We start from the raw sequence: 13,903 nt of genomic DNA on the forward strand, positions 1-13,903 counted from the left end.
TCTGAAAATATATATATTTTAATTTAATGATTGGATTATAAGCTGAAATTCAGTAGTTTATAAGTTCACTTTAAAAAAATCTCAATCATGGTTAAAAGTTTTCAAGGAGTAAGACTAGCGGAGCCAAAAAGAAATACTCCGGCTCCCATTTTGGTAAGAGATCACATGAGTACCAATTTGGTGACATTTCATCCGGAAGACACCATTGACCAGGTACTTGAGGTGCTGACAAAAAGAAAAATTTCCGGAGCCCCAGTGGTGGATGAATCAGGGGGCTTGGTAGGAATCATCTCAGAGGTAGATTGCCTGAAAGAAATCATCAAAGGGAAATACACCAATACACCGAAGTTTCCTGCAAAGGTAAAAGAACACATGAGCACAGATGTGATGACTTTATCACCGGATTTATCGCTTTTTGATGCAGCAGGAAAGTTTTTAGAACTTAAGATTCGCCGTTTTCCAGTTTTGAAAGACAATAGATTAGTAGGGCAAATCAGTCTTAGTGATATCATTCGGGCTTTTCCCAAACTCAAGCATACGACTTGGTGAAATTTAAAGCGACTCTAGGTCGCTTTTTTTATTTGGATCTTTCCAATGCTCGTTCCACATCCTTTACAATATCTTCAGGGTGTTCTAATCCAACCGATAGCCTGATAAGTCCAGGATGAATCCCTACTTTTTCCCGCTCCTCTTCAGTGAGCTTGCTATGTGTGGTAGAGGCAGGATGTGTAATGATACTTCGGCTATCTCCAAGATTTGCAGTGATAGAGATCATTTGTAGCTGATCAATGAATCGTTGTGCCCGACTGATGCCACCCTCAAGATTTAAGGTTACTATTCCCCCTCCCTGACTCATTTGTTTTTGAGCAAGGTGATGTTGAGGGTGAGATTTTAGGAATGGGTACTTTACTTCATTTATGCCCGATTTCCCCTCAAAGTAGCTGGCAATTTTTAATGCGCTTTCACAATGCCTGTCCATACGAACAGCCAGCGTTTCCATGCTCTTTGATAGCATCCAAGCATTGAAAGGTGAGATAGCAGGGCCCGTATGGCGGGTAAAAAACTGAACCTCTTTGATCAGGTCTTTTTTGCCTAAAATCAGTCCACCTAGGACGCGTCCTTGCCCATCGATGTATTTCGTAGCACTGTGTGTGACGATATGGGCACCCCATTTGGCAGGCTGCTGCAAATAGGGAGTCGCAAAGCAATTGTCCACTACTAAAATCAGATTGTGTGCATCGGCGAACTTTCCTGCCCACTCCAGGTCGATGATTTCCAGACCTGGGTTGGAAGGGGTTTCCAAAAAGAGCATTTTCGTATTTGCCTGTAAAAGCTTTTCCCAGTTTTGATAGTCTGAAATATCTCCATAAGTGGAGGTGATTCCCCATTTTGGAAAGACTCGAGTGAGTAATTGATGAGTAGAGCCAAAAAGTGAGCGTGCCGCCAAGACATGGTCTCCTTGCTGGAGGAGAGAGGCTATACTTCCAAACATTGCTGCCATACCAGAAGCAGTAGCTACCCCATCTTCAGTTCCCTCTGCTCGACAGACCTTTTCGATCAATTCTGATGAATTGGGATTAGCGTACCTGGAATAAATATTTCCCGGGGTTTCATCTGCAAAAGTCGCTCTGGCTTCTTCAGCAGAATCGAATGTAAAGCTTGATGTCAGGAAAATAGGGGCTGAGTGTTCCCGCTCGTTGGTTCGGGATTGGGTTCGGATTGACTCTGTTTCGAAATGTGCCATAGAATAATTTTTTTGGAAAAATCAGGCTAGAAAGACTGCTAAAGAATTTCCCAAAAATTCAAAACGAACCAGAAATAGGGTAGATTTTACGCCAACTTATAGTTCCCAATTTGGGTAGGATTTGGCACCTTTCCCGAAGAAATTTCGGGATGGTTGCCAGAGGGTCATAGAGCCTATTCTCTCGCCTCTTCTTTATAAATCAGTTGCCTGAAGTGATACAAATAAAGAGGGAGATTTGGTCATTTCCAAATCTCCCTTTTAAATCAGTCATTAAATTGGGTCATAGTTTGGGATATGCCTATGGTACAGAATCCAAAAATCATTTCTATGGCTTTGTCCATCATAATGGGTAACTCATCAAACTCGTTTTGAGTAAATCTACCTAAGACATAATCTACCTGTCGCCCTTTTGGGAAGTCATCTCCAATCCCCATTCTTAGTCTCGGATAGTCTTGCCCTCCGCACAGCGCTTCAATGTTTTTTAGTCCATTATGACCGGCAGAACTCCCTTTGGCACGCATTCGTAATTTGCCGAATGGAATAGCAACGTCATCGACTAAAACAAGTATATTTCCCTTCGATACGTTGAGCTCTTTCATCCAATAGTTGACGGCCTTACCACTGAGATTCATGTAGGTGGTAGGTTTGATCAAATGTAGCGTTCGCCCTTTATGCTTGATTTCAGTTTTGAAGGCTAATCGGTCACTTGTCCAGTCTGCACCTGTTTTTTCAGCTAGTCTATCCAAAGTCAGAAACCCAATATTATGCCTTGTGAGCTCGTATTCCGGTCCAATATTACCTAGTCCTACTATCAGATATTTCATACGAATGTCTTTGTAGCATTAAAATAAAAAAATCCTGCCCTTGGGAGGCAGGATTTGATCAAGATTCTAATTGATTATTCCTCGTCGCCACCTTTTTTGCCACGAAGTGCTCTTGGAATTCCGATAGTCACGACGGATACATTTGGACTGGTTAGAATTTCAAAGTTCTCAGGCTTCAATTCGCCTACTTTGAAAGACTTTCCAAGGTCAAGCTTAGAAATATCAACCTCAATGAAATCTGGGAAATCCTTTGCAAGTCCCTTTACTTTCAATGATCTGGTTTTCAATTCTAGTTTACCACCTTTTGTGATACCAGGAGAGTTACCTACTACTTTCACTGGAATCTCAAACTTGATAGGTCTGTCTTCAGTGTAAGCCATGAAGTCCACGTGAAGTAAAACTTCACTGACTGGATGGAACTGCGCATCTTTCAACACAGCCTTGATGTGAGTTCCTTCAACGTTAAGGTCTACCAAGTGAACCTCAGGAGTGTAGATCAAGTCTCTGAAAAGGATAGCAGGACTGTGGAAGTGAATCTGCTCAGGGATACCTGGGCCGTACACTACGCAAGGTACGCTACCTGATTCTCTGATTTCTTTCAAACTCGCACTGTCGAGATTTGCTCTTTTAAACCCTATAATCTCTAGTGTTTTCATGTGTATTTGTATTTAAAATTGGTTTTTCAAATAAATAAGGAGCTGATGGAGGTATTGCCTGTGACAGCGTGGATTGCCTTTGAGAAAAGGTCTGCTACACTGAGCACATGGATTTTGGATGATTTTTGCTTGAGTGGAATCGTGTCTGTGATGACCAATTCTGCTAAAGCGGAGTTTTCGATATTTTCATAAGCCTTTCCAGAAAGAACTCCATGCGTTGCAATTGCTCTGACTGATTTTGCTCCTTTGTCCATGATGATTTGGGCAGCTTTGCAAAGTGTACCTGCAGTGTCTACCAAATCATCTACCAAAACTACATCCTTTCCTTCTACATCTCCAATCACCTGCATAGAGGCGATTTCGTTGGCTCTTTTTCTGTGCTTATCACAGACGACCATTTCTACTTCAAAATGCTTTGCGTAAGCCCTTGCTCTAGCTACACCACCCACATCAGGAGAGGCGAAAATGAGATCAGGCAGGTTCAGCATTTGCAAATAGGGCACAAAGATAGCTGATCCATTCAAATGATCCAATGGTATGTCAAAAAATCCTTGAATTTGACCAGCATGTAGATCACAGGTCATGATTCGGTCCGCACCAGCTGAAGTGAGCATATTGGCTATTAATTTTGCCGCGATAGATACCCGAGGTCGATCTTTACGGTCTTGTCGGGCATATCCAAAGTAAGGGATAACTGCACAGACCTTGTAAGCACTGGCTCGCTTGGCCGCATCGATCATGAGGCAAAGTTCCAGAATATTATCGCTAGGAGGATTGGTTCCTTGGATAATAAAGACATTGCATCCACGAATGGATTCATTGTAGCTTGGAGACATTTCCCCATCGCTGAATCTTGATAGAGTTAAATCGCCAAGATTTTTCCCAAAATTCTTTGAAATTTTCTTGGCAAGATCCGTACTGTTTGATCCTGCAAATATTTTGACCTCGGACATGAATGGATTGATTTAGAAGGAAGCAGTTTTGTTTTGATTTGAAACAAAAGTAAGAATTTTTGATGGGGATGGGAAAGGACAAAGATTTTCTAAATGGTTTGTTGATTTTTCGGATGTTTAAAAAAAATGCTCAGGTTTTTTTATGAACCTCAATGAATCTGTATCTTTAAGAATATCAGCTTTTTAAAACTCTTTTTGACATGAACCATTCAAAACCTCTTCACTTAACTATAAGTCTAAATGACGCTGATGGGAATCCTGTTCCTATAGAAACAATTGAAATCAATGGAAAAATTTTTTCGGCTGAGTTTTCAGATAAAAAGGAATCTCAGGAGGAAAAAGTGATTGAAGATGCGGTCGTGGTTCCGATTGTGACAGACGCTGTAGAAGATGAAAAAAGTACACCAAAAGAAAAGGATAAGATTGGAATCCAAGAAATCAAACCAGTTGACTCTTCTGATGAATATGATACGCTGGAAAAATTTGGAGGGAATGCCTTCCATCGGATGTTTTGGGGTACTTTGAAATATGAAGCTCTAGGTGATAATCGCTGTAAAGTCACATATCAGGGAGAAGAAGGTATTTTTTCACCCGAATATATCGGAATGTGGTTAGAGCCTTCTCGTGTTCACCGGAGTAGTTTTGAATATCCAGAGAGAGGGCGAAATTATTTTCCAGGAGCCCTTACGGTTGTTTACTCACGAGTTTTGGAAGTTTTGGATGATAAAAATCTACTCGTTGATTTCCCTTACAATGGAGGGAACCTTGAAAGCCCCAAGGTAATGGATAAGCAAGATGGGATCTTCTTTTTTGACAATCGATTTGCTATCGAGTCATGGGCGTCCTCAATCGGTAGAAAATCCACGCTCAAAGCTAGGGCGGGACAAGTTTATGGAGTATTAGGGATGCCGAAAATAGTGGTGCCTCCCGATAGTACGTGGAACTTTGAAACTCTAGGGGAAGGACCTTCAGCAGCTATTCATTTAATGTGGTCTGATGCTTTCAATGGTGATAAATATGGGAGAGGTTTGGAGCAGCCGGGCAGTTTTAGTGAAACCTTCGGCGAAAATGGAGCGCTATTCCATTTACCGGACATGGGAAAAGTGGATATAAATTTTGAATGGCAATTTTTGCCTTCTAATTATTCACAGCGAGTAGTGCAATTTGGGTCTCCTAATGGCTTGATTTTTTCTGATTCTTCCGCATTCAGTTATCAATACGGGCTTAAAAGGTTTAGAAACACAGATCAATATCGTATTCGAAAGGCAATGGAAGATGCTTTGGGATTCGTTCGGCCGGGTACTTCCTTTTCAATGCCCAACCAAGGATATTGTAATGGTGGAGGTATTCATGACGAAAGAGATGTCAAGGAGTTTTGCACCTATCGCTTTGAAGGGGACTGGTATTCGAAAGATTTGAATAATATGAAAGCCAGGCAAAGTGGTGGACTGCGTATAGAGTGGGAAGGAGAAAGTTCAGATCAGCGAGGGAGGTTTATAGAATTGGAATCCCTAAAACCCTTTAGGTTTGAAGGTATCAGGCTTAGAATGCTTGATCATCAAACTATCGAACTTGATGATCCTAATTTTAGCTGGTATCATTTGGCATGTCAGGAATGGACAGGAGGAACAAGTACAAGTTCGGAAACTGTCCATCTAATTGTAGATGGGTATAGAGTTGGGTTGAATTCTAATGGGGATCATTGGTTGGTTCACGGGGATGAAGACTTATCAGGTGTCTCCTTTTCTGCAAGGCAGGTCAAGACCTTTGATAAAATTCCTACAATAGGCGATATAATTTCCCAAGATCTAGATGACTTTTCAAAGAATGGAATAATAGGTAAAAAAGGCCCTAATATCTTAGAAATCTGGGGTTGGAGCGTCCAAAAGGGAGATGTATTCACGTTTGCAGGCCAAAAGTTTGAAATAATCAAAACCAATCGAAAATGGAAGACTTGGGCACAATTTGCCGAGCAGTATTCTTCTCCTCCTTCCAGATTAAAACGAGGAGATCGAAGAGTGACATATACTGAAATTGAATTGGATAAGCCTATAGATGATCCGGTTTCGTCAATTGAGCTGAAAGTAGAAAAAAGTGCTCTAGGACACCTTCTGAATGGAAGAGTAATTGAAGGGTGTCAGGCTGTTTGGAACTTTGGTAATGACTCACCAGGGCATTTAATGTATACTGACTACAATGTAAACATGGTAATGAGGAATGTGGAAATCCATGGAATGATCCGTAGTACCTCCAGGCCTCTTTGGACCGAAATAAGTGATGAGCTATCTGGAACTATAAAGTCCTTTTCGGTTGGAAGTTTGGGAAGCGATAGTTGGAAAAAAGGAATGTCTGTAGTTCTCTTCGATCCCCATTCAGGGATAAAAGAAGAGCTTGTTTTGTCAAAAAGCTATTCTGGTAAGGCAGAGAGGGTTTATGTAGAACCTAAAGAGTTATCTGGGACTTTTCCCAAAGGTTCTATTTTAACTTGTATGTATTCATTATGCTCTGAGGCCCGTTTTGAGAATGTGTTTTTTGTAAATGAGGATTTAAGTCCATGCTACTCAGAGCGTATTGATTATCGACCACAGGGTCTGCGGCTTCGCCAATTATTGACAGATAATGATGGTTTTCGGGTTAAAATAAAAGGGGGTAGAATAAGTTGGTATAGCAATTTGGATAATTTGTTTGAGCCAGAAGTGGAGCTTTCGAATCATCCTCATTTGGTCAATCCAAAATCTGTGGTGCCTGTAATCCTTAACCCAATTTTTATGGATAAAAAAGGGGCCCGGTTTGGCTTTCAACAAAAAGGAACTAAAATACAGGAGCTTTATTTTCCCAATAGAGTAGTTGTACGGGATCAGTTTGAGGTTGATTTGAGTAATTCTGAGATTCAGGCAGACCTTTGGATAGAAGGGAACGGGAAGATTATTCTGGATAGATTCAAATCACTCAATTTTGAAGAAAATAATCAAGAAATGGCCTACGGATTCAATCTGACAATTCAAGAGAGATTCTCTAAAATTCAGAAATTGGTTTTAAAGGGTAAAGAAGGATCATCGGCCTTAAACGTTGCTTCAAAAATACCTATAGGAGCTCTTGAGATAGATTTAAAAGATTGGAAGCTTCAACCGGGGATTTTTAATGCAGGCGGTTTTCAGACTCAGCAGAATAAAAATGATCCTGATTATAAAAAGTATATTAAAATCGAATCCTAATTTTTCCGATCCTGTAAAAATTCCGATAAAGAGGTTACTTACTACAAGGACCTCTTTTTTTTAGTTTATTTTAGAGAAATGATCAATCGCAAATCAAGCTTATGACAAAAAATTTATTCAAACTGTTTCTACTTGTTTTTCTCTTCTCAGGGATAAAACTTCAAGCCCAGCAAGTGCCCACACCCAAGTCTCACTTTGGGTTTGAAATAGGGGATGATTATTTGCTGGCAAACTTTACTCAAGCTGAGGCTTACTTCAAGAAGGTGTCAGATGCCTCTGATCGAGTCATGTTGACCAGTATTGGCAAGACTGAATTTGGGCGGAATCAACCCATGATGATTGTCACAGCACCCGAGAATTTTGCCCAATTGGAGAAATACAAGGAAATTTCCCAAAAGCTCGCACGTGCTGAAATGACGAGGGAAGAGGCAGAGGAACTCATCAAACAAGGGAAACCTGTGGTTTGGATTGATGGTGGCCTTCATGCGAATGAAGTGGTGGGAGCGCATCAACTCATCCAAACACTCTATGAACTCGCTTCTAGTAATGACGAGGAGACACTGAAGATTCTCGAAAATGTCATCATTCTATTAGTTCATGCGAATCCAGATGGAATGGAAATTATGTCGGATTGGTATATGAGAAAGGAAGACCCGACAAAAAGGGATCAAAACATCCCAGTTCTTTATCAAAAGTATGTTGGGCATGATAATAACCGGGATTTTTACATGAACAATATGTCTGAGGCTACCAATATTTCGCTTCAGCAATATGTAGAGTGGATCCCACAGATCATCTACAATCATCATCAGTCAGGCCCTCCAGGATCTGTAGTGGCAGGCCCTCCATACCGAGATCCATTTAATCATGTTTTCGACCCTTTGATCATCACAAGCTTAGATGCAGTAGGCGCCGCGATGATCAACCGAATGCACCAGGAAGACAAGCCTGGATACACCCGCTTAGATGGCTCAGTTTTTTCTACTTGGTGGAATGGTGGACTTCGTACAACACCATATTATCACAATCAGATAGGTATTCTTACCGAAATTATCGGGAATCCCACACCATCCCAAGTGCCTTTGGTCCCTGAGCGATTGATTCCGAATAATGGTACTCCATACCCAGTCACACCAAGAGATTGGCACTTCAAGACTTCTATTGATTATTCTGTGTCGCTGAATTATGCGATTCTCAATCACGCGGTTCGGCATGGGGATGAATTGTTGAGGAATATTTATCTCATGGGTAGAAGATCCATAGAGAAAGGCCAAAAGGATACCTGGACTCCTTATCCAAAATATGCCCAAGCAGTAGAAGATGCTTATGAGAAGGCTCGTGATGAAGGAAAGGTGCAGGCTTCTCGAAATTGGCGCTCAGGTTTGCCACGTGAGTTCTACGAGGAGGTTTACCAAGATCAGGAGCGCAAGGACCCTTATGGCTATATTTTATCAGCAGACCAGCCCGATTTTCCTACTGCGATTAAGTTTTTAAATGCTTTGATCAAATCAGGAATAAAAGTTCACAAAGCCACACAAGATTTTAATGTCAATGGCAAGTCCTATCCAGCTGGCTCCTACATTGTGAAGACAGCTCAGGCATTTCGTCCCCATGTGATCGACATGTTTGAGCCGCAGGATCACCCCAATGATTTCTTGTATCCTGGAGGACCTCCGATCCGTCCTTACGATGCAGCAGGTTGGACTTTAGCTTTCCAGATGGGTTCAGAGATTGATCGGATCATGGAAGACTTTGATGGGCCTTTTGAGGCAGTTCCTTATGGGGAAATACAAACTCCCCCAGCAAAGACCTTGGCTAATGGCTCTGGCTATTTAATTGATGTGCGTGGAAATAATGCCTTCATGGCTGTAAATGATCTATTGAAAGCGAAAGTGAAGGTTTTCAGAACTACCGATACAGTGGATGGTTTGCCAGCAGGGTCATTTTATGTTGGCTTAGCTGGTAAAGTGGTCTTACAAAAAGCTGCCCAAGAGTATGGTGTCTATGGCAAGCCAAGCTCCAAGCCAAGAGAACTGAAAGAAATAAGCCCCGCAAGAATAGGTTTGTATGATTATTATGGTGGATCTATGCCGTCCGGTTGGGTAAGATGGATGCTAGAGCAGTTTCATTTTGATTTTAAGCAGGTGTTTCCAAAAGAAATCAATGCAGGTAACCTGAATGAAAACTATGATGTGCTTCTTTTCATTGGGCCTGGAATCCCTTCGGTTGGAAGCCGTGGTGGAGGTCGTTCGCAGCCCGATGAGTCTGAAATTGACGAGCAATACCATCACATGCTTGGTAATTTCACCGCTCAAGAGTCAGTTCCTGCAGTCAGAGAGTTTATTGAAAAAGGAGGGCAAGTGATCACAGTTGGGTCGGCTACTGAGTTGGCTTTTCATCTGGGTCTACCAGTCAAAGATGCGCTCGTAGAAATGAACGCCGATGGAGAAGAGAGTCCGCTTAGTGGAGAGAAATACTATATTCCAGGGTCAGTCTTGGAGATGCATGTAGATAACAGCCAGCCTATCAATTACGGAATGGGATCAACATCTTATATCATGTTCAACCGATCTCCAGTATTCAAGCTTACTCCCGAAGCAAGTAATAAAGGAGTGAAAGCGATCGCTTGGTTTGGGGAAGAAGAGCCGCTTCGAAGTGGCTGGGCTTGGGGTCAATCTTATCTCAGAAACGGAGTGACAGCTTTTGAAGCAGGCTTAGGAAAGGGTAAATTCTATGCCTTTGGACCTGAAATTACCTTCCGTGCACAGTCACATGGGACATTCAAAATGTTGTTTAACGGGCTCTATAAATAATAATCAAGATTCCGGAATGAAAGGCCATATTCTAATAAGGATATGGCTTTTTTTCAGCAAAGTTTAAACTCCTCTCATCAATTTCGTTTATTGAGGTATGGATACTTATCAGCACTACGTTCAGGCAGAACTTACATCATGGTTATATATGATGAAAAAACCACCTTCCATAGGAGGTAGGCTGACTCACGGTGTACAGCGAAAAATTAATCAGATTATCCCAGATAAAATTCACAAAGTAGTCACCGCTGCCATTGAGAATATAGTCAAAGCTGTCATTACAGGATCCTCTTGGATTGTACCGAAAGCTTCTGAAAGCCTTTCTTTGAAAGAGCGTGAAATGAAAGTGCGAACCCGAATCAAATGGTACCGTAATTCGGCTTCTGCAGAGGGGGCTATCACAGGGGCAGGAGGGATTCTAATGGGTTTTGCGGATTTTCCAGCTTTCCTAGCGATCAAGATGAAAATGCTCTTCGATATAGCTGCTCTCTATGGATATGATACCAAGAATTATCAGGAGCGACTTTTTTTGCTCTATGTTTTTCAGCTAAGCTTCTCCTCTCAAAAACGTCGGAACGAACTGATTGAGCGTATAGAAAATTGGGATTCGTTTAAAGAGAATCTTCCGAAGACTTATGATGAGTTTGATTGGCGTACCTTTCAGCTGGACTATCGGGATTATATTGACTTGGCTAAGCTTGCTCAGCTCATTCCTCTCGTAGGAGCACCTGTCGGAGCCTTGGCTAATTATAAGCTAAGTGAGCAGCTAGGTAAGAATGCGATGAATGCTTATCGCCTCAGGATGCTAGAAGCAAAAAAGCCCTAAATCTTTCGAATTAGGGCTTTTTGTTGGTCTACTAGGGCTCGAACCTAGACTCTTCTGAACCAAAATCAGACGTGTTGCCAGTTACACCATAGACCAGTTTGAGACGGAAGTCCTTGCGACCTCCCTTAAAGTGACACAAAGGTAGAATTCTGTATTTTTTTTTCCAAGCTAGAAATGAAAGATTTTTCAATTATTTACTTAAACTAAAGACTTTTTCATTAGGTCAATAAAAAAAATATGAAATAATATCGCTTAATTTTTTCTTCGCAATCGATTGAAAAATTACAATACTGTTAATATTCAGTTACTTATATTGATAAAATGAAAATATTTACCTTGTTTTGCTTCGAATTTTAAGAAAACACAACTCGAAAGCTATGAAAGTAGAAAAAATGGAAAAGACTGTAATTGAAACAGTCAGCAAGCTGGAGAAGCTGAAGGTGGGAGAATCTTTAGCAGCTGAATTGTCTTGGTGCTGGTTTAGCTACAAGAATGACCAAAATCCGGTTGGTCTGGTAGAAAAGTCAGAGAAGGCTTTGGAACTTTTCAAAGCAGCTCGTGAAAAAAACAGCCGTGCTGTTTCCAAGAAATTGGTGGAAGACCTAGAGAAGATCTTGGTACTAAACTAAACAAAAAAAGGGCTGAATTTCAGCCCTTTTTTATTTTTATCAAGTCGAGATTACTCTGCGACTACTACGAATTTTACGTCTGTTTTTACTTCTCTGTGAAGGTCAACCTCTGCGACAAATTCACCGGCACCGTCGACAGGAGTATTGATAGCGATCTTCTTTCGATCAATATCAAATCCTTGTGCTGCCAAGGCGTCAGAAATTTGAAGGGTGGTTACTTTTCCGAAGATTTTTCCAGTTTCACCGATTTTAGCTTTGATTTCAAGCGTTACGCCAGAAAGCTTGCTTGCGATCTCATCAGCATCTGCTTTGATTTTCTCAGCTTTGTGAGCGGCTTGCTTAATGTTTTCAGCTAGGATCTTCTTATTAGAAGAAGTGGCCAAAACGGCATATCCTTGAGGGATGAGGTAATTGCGTCCATATCCAGGCTTCACACTTACCAAATCATTTTTATAGCCGAGACCTTTGATGTCTGTTTTTAGTATAATTTCCATTTCTGTTTAGCTTTTAGAATGATAGGATGATGTGAATTACTTCAATCCGTCAGTTACAAATGGTAGTAAAGCCAAATGTCTAGCTTTCTTAACTGCTTGTGCAACTTTACGCTGATACTTTGCAGAGTTACCAGTCAATCTTCTTGGAAGGATCTTTCCTTGCTCATTGACAAATTTCAAAAGGAAGTTAGGGTCTTTGTAATCGATATACTTGATCCCGTGCTTCTTGAATCGGCAGTATTTTTTCTTTACTTCGCCTCTGTTGATTGGTTCGTTGAATAGTGTCATTGGGCAGCTTCCTCCTTAGCTTCGGATTTTTTGTTAAACTCTCCTTTTCTTCTTCTGTCTCCGTAAGCGATCGCATGCTTGTCCAATACGGTGGTCAAGAATCGCATTACTTTCTCGTCACGTCGGAATTCAGTCTCCAACTTTTTGATCACTGTAGGATCCGCCTTGTACTCAACCAATACGTAAAAACCGGTTGTCTTCTTCTGAATAGCGTAAGCCATCTTCTTAAGACCCCAATTTTCCACATTGATCACATCTGCCCCCTCTTCTTTTAACAAGTTTACAAACTTGTCGACAGTATCCTTCATCTGAACATCAGACAAAACGGGAGTTAAAATGAATACCGTCTCGTAATTTCTTTGGAACATTTTGAATGTGTTTGTGTGAAATTTATTAAACAGACCGCAAAAGTAGGTTGATTTTAGGTTTTATCCAAATAACATCTGTTATCTATTTTCTCACCCAATAAAAAAAGCCTCTCTGAATTTGAGAGGCTTAAAAGACATGTCTGTGATGATTTACTTCACTGAGAATGTTCTGGATCCAATCTGATAATCATCCACAAAGATACGGACTTCATGGTCTCCTGAGACATAGTCAGATCCCTTTTCGTAGTAGAAGGTTAGCGGTTCTCCGGTATTATCAAAAAGGATGTCCTGCTTGACGGTATAGAACTGCTCGGCTCCATTCACAGTGAATGTGCCTGATCCTTTGGCCACATCAAAGATCGGTTGCTCATTCGGAGCAAGAATCTGAACATAGACGTTTCTAGGGCCTGGCTGAGCTACCTTGTTATCAGAGAAATTGAAACTGATTTTGATCCGTTCGATCTGTCGGTTTCTAAAGTCTTTGGTGGTCTCTACCCGTTCTTTACCTCTTCTGTTGATAGCTGCAATGGTGATATTTTCTGCTTTCAGCATGGAGGCAACATTGACCTTTGCCTGAAGATCCTCTTTCTGAAGGTTCAGTTGAGCAACCTCTTCCTCGATTTCAGCTTGGGTCGTTTTGAGATCTTGATTCTCAGCATATAGCTGTTGGTTCATTGCTCTCAACTCAAGAATTTCCTGATCCTTTTCCTGCAGCATACCATTGTATGACTGAATTCGGCGATTGAGTTCGGCGATTTCATTGGCGGTGCGCTGTCGATTGGAGTTTCGCTCGGCTATCAACTGGTCGCGTACTTCTTCAAGCGCGGCGATATCTCCACCCAACTTCTCGATTTCCTGAATACGCAGATTCAGCTGGTAAGTCACCGAATCTAGACGCTGGTTGAGCTGATTGTTTTCGGTAGACAGAAGTAATATTTCTTCAGTCTTTTTGGTGCGGTCTACGTAATCAGTGTATAACTTGATCCCACTAATGATTACAAGTAGCACCAAGACAATGATGATGATATTTTTGCCTTGGTCTTTTTTTGGTTGAGAATCTTTTTCAAAATTTGAGTCCATAACTACTTAGGGC

Annotated in this window: 13 protein-coding genes, 1 tRNA gene and 1 riboswitch; of the genes, 5 read left to right on the plus strand and 9 right to left on the minus strand. The window is 41.2% G+C overall.

Translation table 11 applies throughout. From position 1 onward, the window contains the following. Positions 1–87 precede the first annotated feature (87 nt). Complete coding sequence (locus tag G457_RS0101480; RefSeq protein ID WP_026944896.1) at positions 88–549, plus strand: CBS domain-containing protein; 462 nt, start codon at positions 88–90, stop codon at positions 547–549. Positions 550–577: 28 nt separating this feature from the next. Here G457_RS0101480 and G457_RS0101485 read toward each other — a convergent pair whose 3' ends face one another. The 4 genes from G457_RS0101485 to G457_RS0101500 form a co-directional block, all read right to left on the minus strand. Continuing rightward, positions 578–1,744, minus strand: coding sequence for a trans-sulfuration enzyme family protein (locus G457_RS0101485; RefSeq protein WP_026944897.1), 1,167 nt, complete (start codon positions 1,742–1,744; stop codon positions 578–580). Between the two features lie 93 nt (positions 1,745–1,837). Continuing rightward, positions 1,838–1,945, minus strand: a riboswitch (SAM riboswitch). Positions 1,946–2,007: 62 nt separating this feature from the next. Beyond that, a complete protein-coding gene (gene pth, locus G457_RS0101490) occupies positions 2,008–2,568 on the minus strand; it encodes an aminoacyl-tRNA hydrolase (protein WP_026944898.1) in 561 nt (186 codons plus the stop codon). A 74-nt stretch (positions 2,569–2,642) separates the two neighbouring features. Beyond that, a complete protein-coding gene (locus G457_RS0101495; RefSeq protein ID WP_026944899.1) occupies positions 2,643–3,224 on the minus strand; it encodes a 50S ribosomal protein L25/general stress protein Ctc in 582 nt (193 codons plus the stop codon). Positions 3,225–3,250: 26 nt separating this feature from the next. Next, entirely contained in the window at positions 3,251–4,177 is a 927-nt protein-coding gene (locus G457_RS0101500; RefSeq protein ID WP_026944900.1) for a ribose-phosphate pyrophosphokinase, read from the minus strand. Positions 4,178–4,377: 200 nt separating this feature from the next. Here G457_RS0101500 and G457_RS0101510 point away from each other — a divergent pair, with 200 nt between their 5' ends. The 3 genes from G457_RS0101510 to G457_RS0101520 all read left to right on the plus strand — a co-directional run bounded on the left by G457_RS0101510 (position 4,378) and on the right by G457_RS0101520 (position 11,031). Continuing rightward, complete coding sequence (locus G457_RS0101510) at positions 4,378–7,392, plus strand: hypothetical protein (protein WP_026944901.1); 3,015 nt, start codon at positions 4,378–4,380, stop codon at positions 7,390–7,392. A 101-nt stretch (positions 7,393–7,493) separates the two neighbouring features. Beyond that, positions 7,494–10,205, plus strand: coding sequence for a M14 family metallopeptidase (locus tag G457_RS0101515; RefSeq protein WP_026944902.1), 2,712 nt, complete (start codon positions 7,494–7,496; stop codon positions 10,203–10,205). A gap of 97 nt (positions 10,206–10,302) precedes the next feature. After that, positions 10,303–11,031 (plus strand): EcsC family protein, encoded by a 729-nt coding sequence (locus tag G457_RS0101520; protein WP_026944903.1) that lies wholly within the window; start codon positions 10,303–10,305, stop codon positions 11,029–11,031. A gap of 23 nt (positions 11,032–11,054) precedes the next feature. Here the strand turns inward: G457_RS0101520 and G457_RS0101525 are convergent. Continuing rightward, positions 11,055–11,127, minus strand: a tRNA-Gln gene (locus G457_RS0101525). A 281-nt stretch (positions 11,128–11,408) separates the two neighbouring features. On the opposite strand from G457_RS0101525, the gene G457_RS0101530 reads away from it, so the two are divergent. Next, positions 11,409–11,660, plus strand: coding sequence for a hypothetical protein (locus G457_RS0101530; RefSeq protein WP_026944904.1), 252 nt, complete (start codon positions 11,409–11,411; stop codon positions 11,658–11,660). Between the two features lie 50 nt (positions 11,661–11,710). Here G457_RS0101530 and rplI read toward each other — a convergent pair whose 3' ends face one another. The 4 genes from rplI to G457_RS0101550 all read right to left on the minus strand — a co-directional run bounded on the left by rplI (position 11,711) and on the right by G457_RS0101550 (position 13,890). After that, complete coding sequence (rplI, locus tag G457_RS0101535; protein ID WP_026944905.1) at positions 11,711–12,154, minus strand: 50S ribosomal protein L9; 444 nt, start codon at positions 12,152–12,154, stop codon at positions 11,711–11,713. 36 nt (positions 12,155–12,190) lie between these two features. Then, complete coding sequence (gene rpsR / locus G457_RS0101540) at positions 12,191–12,442, minus strand: 30S ribosomal protein S18 (RefSeq protein ID WP_024281712.1); 252 nt, start codon at positions 12,440–12,442, stop codon at positions 12,191–12,193. Continuing rightward, positions 12,439–12,810, minus strand: coding sequence for a 30S ribosomal protein S6 (gene rpsF, locus G457_RS0101545; RefSeq protein WP_024281713.1), 372 nt, complete (start codon positions 12,808–12,810; stop codon positions 12,439–12,441). Before rpsF ends, rpsR begins: the two co-directional genes overlap by 4 nt. 150 nt (positions 12,811–12,960) lie before the next feature. Then, the gene (locus G457_RS0101550) at positions 12,961–13,890 is read right to left on the minus strand and encodes a hypothetical protein (RefSeq protein WP_026944906.1); all 930 of its coding nucleotides are present in this window, start codon (positions 13,888–13,890) and stop codon (positions 12,961–12,963) included. Between the last annotated feature and the right edge of the window lie 13 nt (positions 13,891–13,903).

It is taken from the genome of Algoriphagus marincola DSM 16067 (assembly GCF_000429405.1).
GTDB lineage: Bacteria > Bacteroidota > Bacteroidia > Cytophagales > Cyclobacteriaceae > Algoriphagus > Algoriphagus marincola.